The 17,921-nt window shown below is 40.4% G+C and carries 14 protein-coding genes and 1 pseudogene; 1 reads left to right on the plus strand and 14 read right to left on the minus strand.

The annotated features are described in order from the left end of the window. Positions 1-222: 222 nt before the first annotated feature. The 3 genes from thrB to mecA form a co-directional block, all read right to left on the minus strand. The gene (thrB, locus tag HMPREF2766_RS02825) at positions 223-1,092 is read right to left on the minus strand and encodes a homoserine kinase (RefSeq protein WP_061586875.1); all 870 of its coding nucleotides are present in this window, start codon (positions 1,090-1,092) and stop codon (positions 223-225) included. A gap of 1 nt (position 1,093) precedes the next feature. After that, positions 1,094-2,380, minus strand: a complete 1,287-nt coding sequence (locus tag HMPREF2766_RS02830) for a homoserine dehydrogenase (RefSeq protein ID WP_070567627.1) — start codon at positions 2,378-2,380, stop codon at positions 1,094-1,096. 147 nt (positions 2,381-2,527) lie between these two features. Next, on the minus strand, positions 2,528-3,268 hold the full coding sequence (mecA, locus tag HMPREF2766_RS02835) for an adaptor protein MecA (RefSeq protein ID WP_070567629.1): 741 nt from the start codon (positions 3,266-3,268) through the stop codon (positions 2,528-2,530). Between the two features lie 122 nt (positions 3,269-3,390). Between mecA and HMPREF2766_RS02840 the strand changes: the two genes are divergently transcribed. Continuing rightward, entirely contained in the window at positions 3,391-4,869 is a 1,479-nt protein-coding gene (locus HMPREF2766_RS02840) for an oligosaccharide flippase family protein (RefSeq protein WP_000789708.1), read from the plus strand. Between the two features lie 45 nt (positions 4,870-4,914). Here HMPREF2766_RS02840 and HMPREF2766_RS02845 read toward each other — a convergent pair. The 11 genes and pseudogenes from HMPREF2766_RS02845 to HMPREF2766_RS02895 all read right to left on the minus strand — a co-directional run bounded on the left by HMPREF2766_RS02845 (position 4,915) and on the right by HMPREF2766_RS02895 (position 17,915). Next, a pseudogene (locus HMPREF2766_RS02845) lies at positions 4,915-7,443 on the minus strand (MBL fold metallo-hydrolase). A gap of 43 nt (positions 7,444-7,486) precedes the next feature. Next, complete coding sequence (locus HMPREF2766_RS02850; RefSeq protein ID WP_008292505.1) at positions 7,487-8,299, minus strand: LicD family protein; 813 nt, start codon at positions 8,297-8,299, stop codon at positions 7,487-7,489. A 57-nt stretch (positions 8,300-8,356) separates the two neighbouring features. After that, a complete protein-coding gene (locus tag HMPREF2766_RS02855; protein WP_070567631.1) occupies positions 8,357-10,516 on the minus strand; it encodes a LicD family protein in 2,160 nt (719 codons plus the stop codon). 21 nt (positions 10,517-10,537) lie between these two features. Continuing rightward, positions 10,538-11,506, minus strand: coding sequence for a glycosyltransferase family 2 protein (locus HMPREF2766_RS02860; protein WP_070567633.1), 969 nt, complete (start codon positions 11,504-11,506; stop codon positions 10,538-10,540). Beyond that, complete coding sequence (locus tag HMPREF2766_RS02865) at positions 11,503-12,339, minus strand: LicD family protein (RefSeq protein WP_070567635.1); 837 nt, start codon at positions 12,337-12,339, stop codon at positions 11,503-11,505. The genes HMPREF2766_RS02860 and HMPREF2766_RS02865 overlap by 4 nt, the downstream gene beginning before the upstream one ends. Positions 12,340-12,482: 143 nt before the next feature. Further along, complete coding sequence (locus HMPREF2766_RS02870; protein WP_042902129.1) at positions 12,483-13,778, minus strand: LCP family protein; 1,296 nt, start codon at positions 13,776-13,778, stop codon at positions 12,483-12,485. After that, positions 13,775-14,623: a prephenate dehydratase gene (gene pheA, locus HMPREF2766_RS02875; protein WP_070567637.1), complete on the minus strand. Its 849-nt coding sequence runs from the start codon at positions 14,621-14,623 to the stop codon at positions 13,775-13,777. Before pheA ends, HMPREF2766_RS02870 begins: the two co-directional genes overlap by 4 nt. Next, positions 14,620-15,096, minus strand: coding sequence for a shikimate kinase (locus HMPREF2766_RS02880; RefSeq protein ID WP_070567639.1), 477 nt, complete (start codon positions 15,094-15,096; stop codon positions 14,620-14,622). The genes pheA and HMPREF2766_RS02880 overlap by 4 nt, the downstream gene beginning before the upstream one ends. After that, positions 15,089-16,372, minus strand: coding sequence for a 3-phosphoshikimate 1-carboxyvinyltransferase (gene aroA / locus HMPREF2766_RS02885; RefSeq protein WP_070567641.1), 1,284 nt, complete (start codon positions 16,370-16,372; stop codon positions 15,089-15,091). Before aroA ends, HMPREF2766_RS02880 begins: the two co-directional genes overlap by 8 nt. A gap of 90 nt (positions 16,373-16,462) precedes the next feature. Continuing rightward, on the minus strand, positions 16,463-16,801 hold the full coding sequence (locus HMPREF2766_RS02890) for a YlbF/YmcA family competence regulator (protein WP_070567643.1): 339 nt from the start codon (positions 16,799-16,801) through the stop codon (positions 16,463-16,465). Between the two features lie 10 nt (positions 16,802-16,811). Beyond that, the gene (locus HMPREF2766_RS02895) at positions 16,812-17,915 is read right to left on the minus strand and encodes a prephenate dehydrogenase (RefSeq protein WP_070567645.1); all 1,104 of its coding nucleotides are present in this window, start codon (positions 17,913-17,915) and stop codon (positions 16,812-16,814) included. Positions 17,916-17,921: the final 6 nt, after the last annotated feature.

Genomic DNA, 17,921 nt, shown 5'->3' on the forward strand with positions numbered 1-17,921 from the left:
TTCGAAAATCTCTTCAAACCACGTCAGCTTACATCTGCAACCTCAAAACAGTATTTTGAGCTTACTTCGTCAGTTTCATCTACAACCTCAAAACCATGCTTTGAGCAACCTGCGGCTAGCTTCCTAGTTTGCTCTTTGATTTTTCATTGAGTATAAACTTCTTTTCAAAAAAAGGACAGGAAGCCCTCTGTTCGAGAGTTTCCCCATCCTATCTTCTATTCTTTATTTTGCTTCGACACGGACACCTTGCGTATCAACTTTCAAGTCATGCAGTTTGCCTTTGAAAGGTTGCTTTTGCAATTCTGCCTTAATAGCCGGCATCTTGTCATGAGAGGCCAAGACCATCACTGTTGGTCCGGCACCAGAAAGGTAGGTCGCATAGGCACCATTCTCTTTGGCTACTTGCTTAATCGTCGCAAATTCACGGACCAGACTTTGACGATAGCGCTCATGGAAGAGGTCCCCCTCGATTGCTTGACCAGCTGTCACCATATCTCCTGCTAACAAGGCTGCAACGGCCACATTGGCGATAGAACTAGCCGCAACAGCTTCCTTATAGGACAATTTTTTAGGTAAGACACCACGGCTGTCGCGAGTGCGCAATTCATAGTTGGGAATATAAGCTAGAAAATCACACTCCGGGAAGTCAGACACAATTGCTGAAACATGCCCTTCAACAGAACTCGCAACAACAAGATTTCCATAGATAGCTGGAGCCACATTGTCAGGATGTCCTTCAATCTTAGTCGCCAACTGCAATTTGTCGTGGTTAGATAAGTTGAGATTGCCCAGCTGGTTGGCCAGTTCAATCCCAGCAACGATAACCGAGCTTGAAGAACCCAAGCCACGCGCCAAGGGAACATCACTGGTCATTTTCAAGCGTCTCGGTTGCAAGTCAGGCGCAATTTGCAAGGCAATCTTAAGCAAAAGATTACGTTCGTCATGGGGAATCCATTTGCCAATCTGGTGTTCAATCAACCACTCATCCCGTTCTTCACAAACCTCAATTTGAAGATACTTGGTTACAGCTACACCGACCGAATCAAAACCTGGCCCGATATTGGCACTGGTTGCAGGTACAATAATCTTCATCCTATTCTCCTAACACCTTGAAGGTATTCAAGAGGTCAAATTCTGAAGCTTTGGCCAACTCTGCTGAAACATTCTCAAGTTGTGCTTTATTGATCTTATGAGTGATAATCACTACACGCGCCTTGTCACCCTCTTTGCCATCTTGGAGGATTTGCTTGAAGGAAATATCTTGAGCGTTGAAAATCTCAGCCAATTTCAAGACCTGACCTTTTGAGTCTGGAGCCAAGATTGAGAAATAGTAGTTTGCTTTAACATCCTCAGGATTAGCCAAGACCAAGTCACGGCTGTATTCGTTGAAGTCTTTACCAATGGTACCATCATTCAAGCGACGAACGATACGGACAATATCTGCTACAACACTTGTCGCAGTTGGTTTTTGACCCGCACCTGGTCCGTAGTACATCGATTCACCAATACCGATAGATTCTACAAAAACAGCGTTCATTACCCCATTCACACTGGCAAGTGGATGTGCTTTAGGAAGGAAGGTTGGAGTAACTTCTGCAGCAATACCTGAAGGAGTTTCCTCGATAGAACCAACCAATTTCACTACATAGCCAAGGTCTTGGGCTACAGCTACGTCTTCTGGTGTGATGTTGCGGATTCCCTTGTGGGCTACATCGTCAAAGGCAACCTTCATACCAAAAGCAAACTGGCTCAAAATCACCATCTTGTAGGCTGCATCAATCCCATCAACGTCATTTGTAGGGTCGCTTTCTGCAAATCCAAGTCTTTGAGCTTCAGCCAGAGCATCATCGTAAGACCAGCCTTCTTCCACCATCTTGGTCATCATGAAGTTGGAAGTTCCATTAACAACGCCAAGAACGCGCGTAATTTTGTCAGAAGCCAACGAATTTGCCAAAGTACGAAGAATTGGAATCCCACCAGCTACTGCTGCTTCATAGTAAAGTGCTACATTATGCTCTTTAGCGATTTCTAACAATTCTGCACCATGAACAGCCAAAAGGTCCTTGTTAGCAGTAACAACGTGTTTCCCAGCTTCTAAGGCACGAGTGATAAAGGTCTTAGCTGGTTCGATACGCCCCATCAATTCCACTACGATAGTAATGTCTTTGTCTGATAAAATATCGTCTACATTGGTTACAAAGTTAAAGTCATTTCCTGCTGCAAGCAAGTGGTTCTTTTCATCTTCATCCTTGACCAATACCTTGGCTACTTCAATCTCAGAATGAGCTGATTGAACGATTTTTTCTCCATTTTCCTTTAGGAGGAATGGCACGCCACTTGCAACGGTACCAAATCCAAGTAAAGCAATTTTAACTGTCATGTTTGTCTCCTAGAAATTTTCTGATATAGCCATTATAACAGAATTTTATGAAAATTCCTATTATAGTAAATCACTATTTCGGTCTAGAAAAGAAAAAACGAATCCCATGATTCGTCTTTCTTGATAAATGAAAATTGATTTTAAAATTTATGAACGAATCTTTTGCAGACCGAGAACTGCATCGTGGTTAATCAATATTTGCCCATACTCTTGCAAGACTGAACGACTGATGTCACTGTCGTCTGCAAACTCACGCATACGAGCCAAGAGCCAAGCCGGATATGGACTTGGATGATTTTCCACATCGACTAAGATTGTCAAATAATAGTGTCCATTCATCTTATAGAGTTCAGATGTTTCCATCTGGTAGTTAACCGTCTTTGCAAAAGCAACTAAGTCAGCAAGGCTTGCAAAGCGTAGGATATAGTAGATATAAGGTTCTTTCTTATTCTCCGTCTCCTTGTCTGCCTGCTCTTGCTCTTCTTCCTTTGCTTCGACCTGCTCTAGAGATTGGATGGCCTCAATATCGTCCTTGGTCTTATCTGCAATGCTCTTTTCCAAGGTTTTGAGAAATTCATCTGGCGACATTTGGGCTAATTCTTCCATGTCTGGTAGATCCGCCAAATCTTCAAAATCCAGATTTTGGTCAATCTTGGATTTGGTCACAAAGACGTCGACCTTGTCTGGTTTTGGCGTTACACGAAAACTCAGCATGCCACTATCCAAGAAATTGTCTGGCATCTCTAACTCATCTAAAATAGCATAGAAAAACTCTTCAGTTTTTTCCTGAGGAACGAGAAAGTCTGCAATCTCCATTCCTCGGTCCATCAAATCATCTAAAGTCATTGTGATTTTCAGTGTTGTATCACTAATTTGTTTCATCTTCATATCTAGTAACCTCATACTTTCAGTCTATCTATTATACTAGATTTTTACGATTTTATCAAAAGAATGAAGCGAGAATGTGATATAATACTAGATATGATTTTAGATTTAAGAAAGAAAGTTCAATGAAAAATATAAAAGTAAATGCCTTGGCCAGCTTGCTGGTCAATATTCTCAATATCGTTTTTCCACTGATAACCAATCCTTATCTGACGCGGATTCTCAGCAAATCCAACTACGGTTATTTCAATACAGCTAATACCTGGGCAAGTTTCGTTATTCCACTAGCTGCCTTTGGAATATACAACTACGGGATTCGAGCTATTAGTAAGGTCAAGGATGACAAGAATAAAATCAACTACGTCTTTTCTAAGTTGTTTTATATCTCGGTTTTCACCTCTCTCCTGACGACAGGTATCTACTTCCTCATTATCTTCTTTGACACCAGCATTGAGAATCTGAAAGTCCTGTACTACATCCTAGGGGCCCAAGCACTCTTCCAATTTCTCAATATCGAATGGATGAACGAGGCTTATGAAAACTATGCCTTCATCCTCTATAAAACATTAATTATTCGAATTACCATGCTGGTCGCTATCTTCGCCTTTGTTAAAACGGCAGATGATATCGTTCCTTATGCTATCGTTATGACAGCGACCACTATCCTCAACTACCTGCTCAGTTTTCTTTGGATTAAGAGAGAAGTTTCTTTTGTTAAGATTGGTTTCGTCGAATTAGCTAAAGCTTCTAAACCACTCTTTACTATGCTTCTCCTAGCAAACGCTAATATGCTTTATACCTTGCTAGATAGAATGTTTATCACCAAGGGACCGGATGAGAACTATATTTCCTACTATACAATTGCCTATAGTATCGTCATGTTGATTGCCAGTGTCTTGAGTGGAGCTATCAACGTCAGTATTCCACGCCTTGGCTACTATCTCGGTAAAAAGGATTACAAGTCCTATAATTATCTCGTGAATCAAGCGGCATCCTTATTCTATTTCCTTATGGTTCCAACTAGTATCGGGATCATGATATTGGGACGGTACGCAACTGTTATTTATTCTTCTGAAAAATATCTTGAAGCGGGTATCGTAACTAGCGTCTTCGCTTTTCGTACCATCATTTGGGCTATAGAGTTGATTCTTGGTAAACAGATTATCTTTATCAACGACCATGAAAATCGCTTAACTGCCTTCTACTTCCTTGGTGGTGGGGCTAATATACTATTAAATAGCATCTTGTATTTCAATAATATTTTTGCACCTGAGTATTACATCGCTACGACCATTATCGCAGAAACTATCGTTGTTTTACTTGAAATTCATTTTATCAAGAAACACCAACTGATTAGTTTAAAAGAAATTTTTATAACCTTAACACGTTATAGCATTATATCCCTTGGTTTTATCCCAATCTTCTATATTTTCAAGATGATTTTCCAAATCAATTCCTACACAGTAAACTTCAATATGATTCTCATGGTTCTTTCTACCGTAGCAACTTGTGGTATCTATTACCTCTTGACCCTCTTTATCACCAAAGACAAAACACTCCACTATGCACTGAACCTTGTACTTGCAAAATTAAAACGAAATTAAAAAATCCCCTACTGATAAATTAGTTGCCAGTAGGGGATTTCTTCTTTATTCGTTTTCTTTCTTTTCAGAAGCGTTGGCTTCTAGATTTGAATCTTGTTTAGGTTGTTCAACAATAGAGGAATTAGCTTCTTGTTTCTGTTCTGGCTTGACTGCATCGCTATTTACAGCAGCAACAGCCTGTTTCCAGATTCCTTCTTCGTTTACTTTGTAACCATCAGGTGTTGTTGCGTTCTTCAACAAAGAACCATTAGCTTGGAAATAGTACCAATTACCATCAAGCTGTTTCCAACCCGTTTGCATAGCTCCTGATTCATCAAAGTAATAATGATCACCATTTACTTTATGAAGGCCAACCAACATGATGCCATCTTCAGGATTTAGATAATACCAGACGCCTTTGTCTTTTATCCAACCAGTTTTCATGGCTCCATTTGATTCAAAGTAACGGTAATGATTATCAAACCATTTCCAGCCAGTTTGCATGGCTCCAGATTTGCTAAAGTAATATTGCTTACCATCTACTTGATGGAGGCCGACTAACATAACGCCTTCCTTACCTTCAAGATAATACCAGGCATCACCATCTTTCAACCAACCAGTTTGGAGTGCGCCCGACGTAGCGTAGTAATGCCAAGAATCATTTGACCACTGCCATCCAACTTGCATAGTACCTGCTGAGCTGAAGAAATAGTTCTTACCGTCAATCTCTTTAGATCCTACAGCCATGATACCTGTTTCTGGATCCAAATAATACCATGATTCTTTATCTTTCAACCAACCAGTTTTCATAGCACCTGAGTTCGTATAGAAGTGTCAGCTATTGTCTTGCCACTTCCATCCAGTCTGCATGGCACCACTAGCATTCAAATAGTAACGAACACCATTTATATCTTGTCTGCCAGTTAACATGATGCCATCTTTATCCAGATAATACCATGTTTCCTGATCCTTGACCCAGCCGGTTTTCATAGCTCCAGAACTTGCAAAATAGTTCCAGTGACCATCAACAAATGCCCAGCCAGTTTGCATGATACCTTCTTGATTAAAGTAGTATGTGCTTCCATTGATATTCTTTTTACCGATGGTCTTTAGCCCATCCTCATCATAGAAATACCAATTTGAATCAATCTTTTGCCATGTTGAAGGCTTACCTGCTGTTTGGAGTGCACCACTTTCGCTAAAGAACATCTTCTTGCCATTATAGACTTGATGTCCTGTTAGCATCTTCCCATCTGCCGCAAAGAGATACTTTTTCCCTCCAATTTCAGAGAGCTCGCTAAATCGTCTAGCACCATTTGATTGGATATAATACCAAGAGTCATCTAGTTTGAACCAACCACCAGTTTGCATTTTACCATTTTGGTTCAGATAGTAATCATTCCCTTTGGCATTTTCTCCCCAGTCGTCGTTAAGGTGAAGCCAGCGACCTGCTTGCATTTGTCCTTTTCCATTAAAGAAATAAGTGGCTCCGCCAATCTCTCTCCAGCCGATAGCCATTTCTCCGTCAGTCAAACGATATTTCCAATAACCATCTTCTTGATACCATTTTTCGTCAACTACAGGGATATTAGGGAAGGTATTTGAAACATTTGCAAATCCTTTATCGCTAATATCAAAAACGGTAGCGTCTTGAGTTTGGCTAGCAGCATGAAGAACCTGAATATTTTTCTTCTGAAGGTATTCTCTGGTTGAAGCAACATTAATATCTCCACCAGTTGTCTGAATAATCATTTTTGGTGATAAGTTTTCAAGGAAATTAATCGTATTTGAAATTGTCGCATCATAATGGTGGTTCCATTTCATCATATCAACCTTGCCGATAACTGGACCTAACTTATCTTCTGCTCCTTCGGCATTATCCAAATCTCCACCAAGATAGATTCTCTTTCCTGCCACAGTCACTACTGAAACAATGGAGTTGGAGTTATCATCTCGAACTTTTTTCAGATTCCCGTCAGCATCATATTCATTCTTATAGTTGTAGAGTTGGATATCCATATCACCTAATTTTAGATGGCTATCCTCATCTGAAATATTCTGGATAAGAGTAACTCCTCGTTTTTGAGCTGCTCTCAAAGCATTATCATAATTGAAAAGATTATCCCATAGTCCCCAGTTTGCTGTGATCCGATCATCTGAATATTTTTTCAAATAAAACTTACCGACCTGATATCGATTGAGTATTTCGTCTGCTCCACCAATATGGTCACTATGAACATGAGTTCCTATAATAAAATCTAATTTTTTTACACCTATTTGATCCAAGTGGCGAATCAATCGATCCTCCAATACTTGATAATTTCTCATGGAAATTCCCCAGCGGCTTGGATAGCGTGGGTCACTCCCATCAGGGAAGTCATAGTCTTCACCCATATCAATCAAAGCATAGTGACCATTGCTTTCCAGAAGGATGGCATCACTCCCAGATTTTGCTTTAGTATTTATGAAATGGATACGATTGCCCGAACCTGCAGAGATGGTATCTGCATCTACTCCTTGCGATAACTGAATCAGTAATAGAAAGAATGCGAGAACACTATAGCTGACTGATTTTAATAACCATTTATTTTTCACCTTGAAAACTCCTTTATCTTAACATTAAGCAACTTTTAAAAATCTAATCAATCCAATAATTTTTATCCCCTCCTGGGACTTGTTGCTCAATAGGTGGTGGAGTCATATAGTTTTCTCCAAATTCGTAGACAAGTATTTCATGGTATTTTCTCGGAACCTTGACCACAATGTTTTCATAAGGCATATCAATCAAATCATAGAGCCATTCTTTTTTTATACCATTTGGATAATAAGGGTCATAGATAGTACAAGTAAGATCTGTTGCTTGATCTACACTATACTTCAAAGCAAGGCTCTCTAATTTTTGATTCCATAGCTGTGGGGAAGTTAAGCGGAAAATAGCTGATCCCATATAACGAGGGAGGTTTTTAAGTCCACCATTCTCAGACTTGATCCCTTTAAAATTCAAAGAAGAAAGTCGAATGAAATATTTGTAGAGCTTCATTTTCTTACGGTCACTTTCCTCTGTGACGACACCATCATATGGAAAAATGTCAACGCAAGTTCCCAATACGACCGTTGGGTCTACGAGGTTAGCATCTCGACGAGTCCTTACATCATAGACTCTCATATAACTGTATGGATATCCCTTTGTTTCTCTGAATGAAATCAATTTGTAGTAGGGATGATTTTCATTTTGTAAAACCTTGTAAAGTTTTTCAAATTCATCACGCGCTAAGGAAATATCTGTATCATCATCCCAAGGGATAAATCCTTTATGGCGTACAGCTCCTAGTAAGGTTCCAAAATCAATAAAGTATTTGATTTGATGTTGTTCACAAAGATCATGTAGATACTTTAAAATATCCAATTCTACTTGCTTGATTTCTTCAAGAGTTAAAGTTCTTTCAGACATAGGTTCTATTCTCCTAAATTTGACTATATTTTTAAATGTTTCTTAATCCCAATCTCGTCATTTAGACCTTTTAACAATCTTCCATAATTTAAAATCATGATGAGATACTCTTTGTTCAACCGGTGGCAATTGCATATAGTCTCCGTAGTCTGAGGTCAAAATTTCATGATAATTTTTCGGAATGGTAAATTCCTTACCTTCAAATGTTCCAGTAGTAACTTGTTCCAGCCATTCACGTCTCCACACTGGTTTGTTCATATCCTTGTAGATAAGATAATCCACCTGCTCATAATCTGAAACTTTACGGGATTTTGCAAGCTCTTCAATCTGGGCAACGTATTTGTTCGTATTGGTGAAATAGAAAATAATAACTGACACATAGCGTAGCAGTGAATTCAGTACACTTTTCGTATTGGTAATGCCTTTAAAGGTGTAGCAACTCAATTGACGTTTCTTTATCAGTTTCGTCATCTTGTTTTTAAATTCTACGTCATCCTCGTAACCATCTACAGGGAAAATATCTACATAGATTCCCATATTCGAATCGATGCGAACATCTTCTTCTAGCAAGTAGGTAAGGTTATCCTGCACTTTCATGAAGGGATAAACATAGTTGAGATTGTTTTTATAAGACATGACCTCGTAACGTTCATCAGGGTTAGCGATAAGGTAGTCTTGCAATTTTTCATAATCCTCTCGTAACATGCAGATATCCATGTCATCATCCCAAGGGATAAATCCTTGATGGCGAACAGCACCAATTAGACTTCCATATGCTAAGAAATACTTGACCCCAATTTTCTGACAAACTTCATGAATATACTCCATGATTCCAAGTTCCATCTCTTGAATTTCATTGACATCTGTTACTTCTTGGTACCGAACTCCTTCATCCCGTTTGCAGACTACGAGTCCATAGCCAATCGCTAGCCAGAAGATGATATTAATAAAGTTGGTTGAATACATAATCTGACTTTCAAATAATTGGCCAAACAAGATACCGAAGAAAAGAATCATGATCAATTTATCAGTATTTTTCTTGGAAACAATCAAATACGTTAAAAAGCGCTTGATGACATAAGCCAGTACAAGAAGGAAGGATACCAAACCTAGAACTCCCGAACTGACAAATATGGTCACAAAAATGTTATGGAAATTCCCACCGATAAGGGAGTTTTGAATCTCAAATTTACTGAAATATTCTGTGTAGTAATCTGGAACATTGCGTACACCATAACCAAAAATTGGTTTGGCACTTCCCATCTTGATGGCATTTTTCCAGATATAGGTTCTACCACTTGGTGTTGTTTCGATCAGATGGAGCTCACCGTTCTTCTTAGTGACAGACGAATCTGTCTCAGCATAGGATTGTCCTTTGTTTAAATCTAAGACAGTCGCAGTTTCAGATGAGATATAGATTGAAGTTACATAGCTTAATCCAATATTAGTTGCAGTAATCAGCAAACCAGCAACTATAAAAGTGAGGAATCGTTTAACGATACTCCCTCTAGTAGCAAAGAAACTATAGAGTCCAATCATGAGAAGTAAAGAAAGTAAGGCTCCTCGACTTTGCATCGTAGCGAAGTAAACGAATTGAATCACATTGTTCAGTTTAAGATAAACAGAATATTTACTTCCTTTATGGATCAAATACATAGCCAAAATAATGCTAATGTATGAAAATATCGCACTAGCATTTGGATTGACAATCCCCCACAGACGGCCGTTCATGACACCATAGTAATAAGATTGTTCACCAATCTTAAATAGGATGAGGACTCTACTTATCAATAAACCAAACGCAAAAATTGCTGAAGAAAAAGATACAATTTGAACCGTATAGGCAATCCAGTCAAATAATTTTTTAAGTTGCCCTGATTGTAACATGGTAAATAATAAAACATAGGTTACCATGAAGAGAATTTCAATCACATTTCCAATCAGATGTCCAGAGCGATTGAAAATAGCTGATAGCAGATGACTTCCAGCTAATAGTCCAAATAAGGATAGAAATTTACGATCTGCTGTGATTTCTTTCCACTTAAACAATAAGGTATAGCAAATATAAAGCACTACAATTGCTGATAATCCCTTGTAGAGGGGATTTGCTATCTTATAAACCAGTGAACTCATACTTAAAATCGAAATGAAAACAAATAGATACGCAATCCATAGTTTTGATTTTTCAAAGTATTCATCCATTTTTGAAAAATTCATTTTCAACTCCTTCTCATGATATTAGTTTTTTAATCCAACAATTTTCTTATATAGCCATGGAGAAATGACAAGTGAAAGGATCGCTACCTTGCGAAAAGTGGTGAAATAAGCATCTTTCCATATTTCGCGTCGGTGCTGAACAATCCAAGTCCTCAGCTCGGCTTTCTCCTTTTGATACTCTTCACGTGAAGTAAAGATAATTTTATCGTAAACTGTGATGTACGACCAACATTCTCTGTTTATTAATTCGTATTTTAAATTAGGGAAGGCTTGTGAAACTTGAGCAATTATTTGCTTATAAACTTCTATTGTGTCAAATACATGTCGATTAACAGATGTTGTTGCACTTCCCTCACGATGATCATAATAATAAACAGGTTTGTCAATAAATACGCAACTGCATCTTGTCTTTAGTAGCAATTCAGTTAAAAACAAGGCATCTTCAGCTAGGTGATAATTGGTATTAAACTTTTCATCCGCAAGCAGGTCTCTCTTAAACAGTTTTGCGACTGGAAAAAATGATGTTCTGGTAGTCATCAGTAGTTCCTTCATGGTTTCTTCTGTTGACCAGAGTTCTGTTTTTCCTGAATATGAAGGTAGGTCTGTTACAATTCCGTTTTTGATATGGTGCAGAGGAGCAATTACAAAGCCTACATTCAACCCTTCAGCTGCACTTGCTAAAGTAGCTAGGTAATCTTGGGTAACGAAATCATCGCTATCAATAAAGGTAACCCAAGAACCCGTTGCTAGCTGAATTCCCATATTTCTAGCATTTGAAACACCAGCATTTTCGATATGATAAACCTTGATATTCTCATACTGAGACGCTAAGTGATCACAGATCTGTCCACTGGAATCAGTAGAACCATCATTGATTAGGATTAACTCAAAATGGGCATAAGTCTGTTGAAGAATCGACTCCACACATCGCTCCAGATAAGCCTCTACATTGTAAACTGGAACGATAACGCTTATTTTTTCTCCCATCATGCTCCATATTCTCCCTTATACTCTGTGTAGCTCTTGTCCATGTCTGCTATAATAGCATCATGATGCGGTACTTGTTTGTCCGCTGGTGGCGGTGTCATATAGTCCCCAAAAGCAGTGCTGAGATAAGCATCGTAGCCAACTGGAATAGGCATCTCAGTTCCTTCAAATGGCAAGAAAAGATTGTCTTCAAAGGATGCGATTGGGTATTTGTTTCGCATGTAGCCGGGACCTGAGCATAATTCCGTAATTCCATCGCACTCAGCCAGACCATACTTGGTCATTTCTTTTTCAGCTTTTTTCCAAATGCGATAACGTAGAGATTTTGGAGTCAGGCCGAGTAAGATACGACTTCCCCATTTCACGACTGCACCATGCTTTTCTGGGATAGTTTGCGCACAAAAGAGTGAATAAATCAAGGCCCAACGAACCTGTTTCTTACGCTCAGCTGGATTTTTAGGATAATAATCCAATGGTAAAACATCCAAGGCCAAACCGTGTGGCAAATCCAAATCCTTCTGATAAGGCTTGATACAAGTAGTTTCCTTGTCACGAATGGTAATAAAAAGGTTACGGTCTACAAAATCTTTATTACTCTTTGACAAGAAATAACGCTCGTCTGCATAACGTGGCCACAGTTCTGCTAATTTTTCATAGTCCTTACGCGGCATGAAAAAGTCCAAATCATCATCCCAAGGAATGAAGCCCTTATTACGAAGGGCGCCAATGGCTCCTCCACCACAGAGATAGCACAACAAATCATGTTCTTTACAAAATGCGACGAAATATTCAGCCATTTCCAGACTACGAGCCTGAATCGCTTTCAAATCACTCATGTCTCTCCTCTTCTGTCCAATAACGAGTTATATCGTTTTATTATACCATAAAAAAGCCCTAAAAATCCATCAGATACTAAGAAAAATCAAAGCCTAAACCACTTTTTCACTAGTGATTCAAACTTTGATTTTTTTATAGTATTCTATCTCATTCCCATTTGGGCGAGTTTGGTTTGGTATTTATTTTGATCAACTAGAAGTCCTTGTCCACCATAGATATCATAAGCGTCTACCCAGTCACCAAGTTCTGGGACGGTGAGTCTTTCAATGCCATTTTGAGCACCTTCTAGGACAGATAAGCCATTGGTCAACAAGAAGCTATATGGTAGATTTGTTGATGTCATGCCAAAGACTTTTCCAAGTGCCTCTGACCCCGTAAAGAGCTTGGTTGGATCTTTGATTTGCTCAAGAACAGCTGACATGACTTGTTGCTGACGTTTGGTACGGCCATAGTCTCCCTCATCATCATCACGGAAGCGAGCATAGTTCAGCAAGGTGGAGCCATTCATTTGCTGTTTTCCAACTTTGATAGTTTGAGTTGGGGACTCTGTCTCTGTTGCATGAAGGTCATCTCCGACTGTGGCTTCTGTCAGAGGTTGACCATTCAATGTTGAGAATTGAGCATCAATCGTTACTCCGTCAGGGAAGAGGGTATCAATAGCTGTTGCAAAGGCCTGGAAGTCGACCAGGGCATAGTACTTAATATCCAAATCAAAGTTGTCTTTTAGAACCTTGCGGACCATTTCAGCCCCCTTTTGCCCTTCTTGTTCCCCAAGTTCATAAGCAACATTTAGTTTGTTATCCGTTTGTTTCTGGCCATTTACAATCTTACTGTACCCGTCGATATAAACTAAGTTGTCACGCATAAAGCTGACTAGTTTGATCTTCTTATCCGATCCACTGACATTCAGTACCATGATCGTGTCGGTACGAGTCTCCGCACTATTTTGACCGATACGGCCATCTGTCCCCATGACTAAAATATTCACACCATCTTTGGTATCCTGACCGTTAAAGACCTCTACTTGAGCTGCCTTGGCGTCAGCTGGCTTATTTGTTGGATTGGCTGCTGACTGGAACCCTCGAAGAAACATGAAAATCATCCCTGCAAGCACACAGGTAATCAACAGCAAGAACCAAGTCAATATTCGTTTGAAGCGAATTCTTCTTTTTTTCTTTTTGACTTTAGGTTGAGGAGTTACCTTTTCACGTTTCTTAGATCGACTTCTACTGCCATAAGTCGGAAGATCAATATCTCTACCCCAAGATTCTTCTTTTTCTTCTTGGTAGAAATGGTGAACTTCAGACTTGGGACCTGCCATTTTCTGTTGCAGATAGTCAAACTCCCTCCGTTCACGGTCGTTGAGGTAATGGATATTTTTGAAGAGATAGTCATAACGTAACTGCTCGTGATGACTTAAAGGATTTTCTTTGCTCATTGACTCTCCTTTTCTATATCAGTTATGGTAAAAATCGGGTAGGTTCCCAGGATCTTGTGCTGGATTCCAATAGCTTCTAGTTCTTGTCTTGCAAAATGAACCAGTTCTTTGTCACTATAGTCTACATCGATAATGAAAAAGTATTCTCCCAAGGCTGTTTTAAGGGGGCGACTTTCAATCTTTGTTAAGTCAATCCCTCTCCAAGCAAAGGTCGAAAGTGCCTTGTAAAGAGCACCAGGTAGGTTGTCTGGTAAGGTCAAGGCCAAACTCATTTTTTCAGCTTGTGAGTTCAAAGGAATCTTCGGTATCTCTGCCCCTAACACCCAAAAACGTGTGAAATTGGCTTCCATTTCCTGAATATCCTCTGCAATCAATTCCAAGCCATATTCTTCAGCTGAACTTTTAGGAGCAATAGCTGCATAAGGCTGATCTGGATGTTCTGAAATAAATCGAGCTGCATAGGCGGTACTGGCTGTTACCTCAATTTTAGCCTCTGGATAGTGTTTGTCGATGAATTTCTTTCCTTGAGCCAGAGCCTGAGGATGAGAAAAAATTTTCTCAATTTTTGACTGACCTGGAACCACCATCAACTGCTGGTGAATGGGCTGAACGATTTCTGCAACTGCTTGGATGCGAGCCTGATGAAAAAGATAATCCAAACTTTCATGAACGCTACCCTCAATAGAGTTTTCAACTGGTACAACAGAATAGTCCACTAAGCCTTGCTCATAGGCCTTGATAACATCTGTGATATTGGCAAAAGCCTGCAATTCCTCTTTGGGAAAGGCTGTCTGCACAACATGATGCGAAAAAGATCCCTTGGGACCTAGATAGGCAATTTTCATCTCAGTTCCTCTATAATTTCCTCTGGGCTTAACTTGGTCACATCCAGAACCCGACTGGCTACTTCCTCATACCAAGCTTGTCTTTCATGGAAAATAGCTGCTAGTTCTTCCTTACTATTATTTAGAAACAGCGGGCGCTGATTGTCCTTATCAGCTGCGATACGTTGGTAGAGGGTTTCAAAATCTGCTTTTAGGTAGATGTTATCAGGATTGGTTTTGAGCAAGTCACGATTTCGCTGAGAAATGACAACTCCTCCGCCAGTTGACACAACTCGGTCCGTTTTTAGTAAGTCAGCTAGGACTTCTGACTCTACTTGACGAAAGGCCACTTCTCCTTTTTCAGCGAAGAAATTCGCAATGGACATGCCTAAACGTTCCTCGATTAAGGCATCCATATCGATGTAGTCTGGGTCCAATCCTCTAGCGATTGTCGACTTGCCTGCCCCCATAAATCCGAGTAATACCTTAGCCATGAATCAAGCTCTCCAAATCATCAAAGAAGCTAGGATAGCTGGTATTGATGGCTTCAGCACGATCAAGTTCCACTTCTCCATCCGCAACCAAGAGGGCTGCGATGGCTGTCATCATTCCGATTCGATGGTCACCAAACGTATTGACTCTAGCGCCATGAAGGATTGATTTCCCTTTGATAACCATTCCATCTGTAGTAGGTGTGATATCCGCCCCCATGCTATTTAAGGCATCTGCCACCACTTGAATGCGGTCGGTTTCCTTGACCTTGAGTTCCTCAGCATCCTTAATGACTGTTTCACCTTGCGCTTGGGTCGCTAGAAGGGCAATAATAGGCAATTCATCAATCAAGCGGGGAATCAAGGCTCCACCAATCTCTGTTCCTTTCAGGTCTGAAGACTCGACAGTCAGGGTTGCTGATTTAGCAACTGGGTCAATTTCAGTTATTTCCAATCTTCCTCCCATGGCACGAATGACATCAATAATACCAGTACGCGTTTCGTTGATGCCCACATTCTGCAGCACCACACGAGAGTTTGGAACAATCAAACCTGCGACCAACCAAAAGGCTGCACTGGAAATATCTCCTGGAACAACTACCTTTTGTCCGGTCAGTTTTTGTGGTCCTTGAACTATGATTTTCTTGCCATCCACACTTAAATGGCCACCAAATTGCTGTAGCATATCTTCGGTGTGGTTGCGAGTGCATTCTTTCTCGATAATAACGGACTCCCCCTGAGCCTGCAAGGCTGCAAATATCAAGGCAGACTTGACTTGAGCAGAGGCGATTGGCAACTCATAGTGAATCGGTTTTAAATTTTTCGTCCCTTTTAGGCGAAGAGGGGGCAGATCTCGCTCAGTTTGCCCTGAGATGCTAACGCCCATTTTTTTCAGTGGAATCGTCACGCGATCCATAGGACGTTTGGAAAGACTATCATCTCCGAACATTTCAACTTCAAAATCTGCACCAGCAAGGACACCTGAAATCAGGCGAATCGAGGTTCCAGAGTTCCCCATATCCAAGGCGTTTTGCGGCGCTTTTAAGCCATCCATGCCTACACCTTGAATCGTAATCACACCGTCTTTATCTTCTATCTCAACACCAAGGTCACGAAAGACCTGCATGGTTGAAAGCACATCCTCTCCACGCAGAATATCATAAACCTTAGTCTCGCCTTCAGCCAAACTTCCAAAAATAATCGAACGGTGGCTGATAGACTTGTCACCTGGAACCCGGATACTGCCATGTAAGTGGTGAATGTTTGTTTTTAGTTTCATAGTTGACCTCATACTTGCAATACTTTTTCTTATTTTATCACAAAAAAGCCAGAAATTCCTGAAATTTCTGGCTTTTATACAGATAAAATACTATTTCAATAATTCTGAAACAGGTTCAAAGACAATTTTTTCAATGTCTGAAAGGTAAATGGACAATTGTTGCTGTTTGGCAAAGAAATCTGACAAAAGAGCGTTCTCTTGGATTTGCTTACTGAAAGACTGCATCTTTTCTTGGAAAGAGGCGTCTGGCATTTGTCCTGTTTGCGCCATGACTTGGATTTCTTGTTGGAAAGCAAGGTAGTCTGCAAAAATCTTGCTGGCTTGATTATCTGCTTGGATGGCATCTTTTGCTGCCTTGACCGCCTTGTATTCTGGTAATTCACGCAGCCCGCGACTGAGTTCATTTGCACTATCGTAAATATTTGACATGATTTTCTCCTTATTTGATGACAACTGTGTAGTCTGTATTTTCTGTAATTAAGCGCTCAGCACGTTCTAAGTCTTGAGCATTTTTAAAGGAAATTTGGAGAATCCCGTGAACATCCTCACGGTTTTCTTCGTTGATGTGGATATTAACCAAAGAAGTCCCACGAAGTAATTCCAAAATCCGCAAGATAACATCTTCTTCATCGGGAACATCGACATAGAGGTCATAAGAACTGTCCACACCACCACGCTTATGGATTTCCATAGCCTGCCGTTGCGCACGCGCTTGGTTGAAAAAGTTCCAGATTTGCTCTTCATCTCCCTTGCTGATGGCTTGTCCAACCTCATCTAGGCGCTCCTTGAAATCCGCAATTCGATCCAGAATAGTTTCACGATTGGACAATAGAATAGAAGTCCACATACCTGGCTCGCTTTCCGCAATGCGGGTCATATCTCGAAAACCACCCGCCGCAAAGCGCCTTGCCATCTCATGTTCTTGAGCATAAACTGCCGTCTGCTCCATAAGGCTGGAAGCCAGAATATGAGGAAAATGGCTAATCTGAGAAGTCACCCGATCATGCTCCTTGGCATCAATCTCGATAAAACGAGCGTGAAGGCCTGAAAGCAGACCCTTCATTTCCTCAAGTGTGTCAGGACTTGTCAGGCTCGAAGGTGTGAAGATATAATAGGCATTTTCAAAGAGATTAACATCCGCAGAGGCAGCCCCTGTCTTGTGGCTACCAGCCATGGGATGGGCCCCGACAAAGCGAATAGGCTTGCTAGCCAAATACTGCTCTGCCGCATCAACGATGGCTGACTTGGTCGAGCCCGCATCCGAGATAATGACGCCTTCTTTCAAGTTCAAACCTGCCAACTCCTGAATAAAAGCAATGGTCTGCTTGATTGGCAAGGTCAAGATGATGACATCTGCCAGAGGAGCAAAACTGGCAAAATCATCCGTCGCACGGTCAATCATCCCCCGCTCCAAGGCAATATCTCTAGAAGCCTGACTGCGATTATAACCTAGAATTTCATAATCAGGATGATCGCGTTTGATACCAAGCGCCATCGAGGCACCAATCAAACCGAGACCTGCGATATAGATGGTTTTTGCCATAGGAAC

The sequence above is a fragment of the Streptococcus sp. HMSC076C08 genome, assembly GCF_001810825.1.
Classification (GTDB): domain Bacteria; phylum Bacillota; class Bacilli; order Lactobacillales; family Streptococcaceae; genus Streptococcus.

Bases quoted from the DNA above. Each gene is read 5' to 3' on its own strand.
- HMPREF2766_RS02890 (WP_070567643.1), bottom strand. From the start codon at position 16,801: ATGTCAAATATTTACGATAGTGCAAATGAACTCAGTCGCGGGCTGCGT.
- HMPREF2766_RS02895 (WP_070567645.1), bottom strand. From the start codon at position 17,915: ATGGCAAAAACCATCTATATCGCAGGTCTCGGTTTGATTGGTGCCTCG.
- aroA (WP_070567641.1), bottom strand. From the start codon at position 16,372: ATGAAACTAAAAACAAACATTCACCACTTACATGGCAGTATCCGGGTT.
- HMPREF2766_RS02860 (WP_070567633.1), bottom strand. From the start codon at position 11,506: ATGATGGGAGAAAAAATAAGCGTTATCGTTCCAGTTTACAATGTAGAG.
- HMPREF2766_RS02865 (WP_070567635.1), bottom strand. From the start codon at position 12,339: ATGAGTGATTTGAAAGCGATTCAGGCTCGTAGTCTGGAAATGGCTGAA.
- HMPREF2766_RS02850 (WP_008292505.1), bottom strand. From the start codon at position 8,299: ATGTCTGAAAGAACTTTAACTCTTGAAGAAATCAAGCAAGTAGAATTG.
- HMPREF2766_RS02855 (WP_070567631.1), bottom strand. From the start codon at position 10,516: ATGAATTTTTCAAAAATGGATGAATACTTTGAAAAATCAAAACTATGG.
- mecA (WP_070567629.1), bottom strand. From the start codon at position 3,268: ATGAAGATGAAACAAATTAGTGATACAACACTGAAAATCACAATGACT.
- HMPREF2766_RS02840 (WP_000789708.1), top strand. From the start codon at position 3,391: ATGAAAAATATAAAAGTAAATGCCTTGGCCAGCTTGCTGGTCAATATT.
- HMPREF2766_RS02880 (WP_070567639.1), bottom strand. From the start codon at position 15,096: ATGGCTAAGGTATTACTCGGATTTATGGGGGCAGGCAAGTCGACAATC.
- thrB (WP_061586875.1), bottom strand. From the start codon at position 1,092: ATGAAGATTATTGTACCTGCAACCAGTGCCAATATCGGGCCAGGTTTT.
- HMPREF2766_RS02830 (WP_070567627.1), bottom strand. From the start codon at position 2,380: ATGACAGTTAAAATTGCTTTACTTGGATTTGGTACCGTTGCAAGTGGC.
- pheA (WP_070567637.1), bottom strand. From the start codon at position 14,623: ATGAAAATTGCCTATCTAGGTCCCAAGGGATCTTTTTCGCATCATGTT.
- HMPREF2766_RS02870 (WP_042902129.1), bottom strand. From the start codon at position 13,778: ATGAGCAAAGAAAATCCTTTAAGTCATCACGAGCAGTTACGTTATGAC.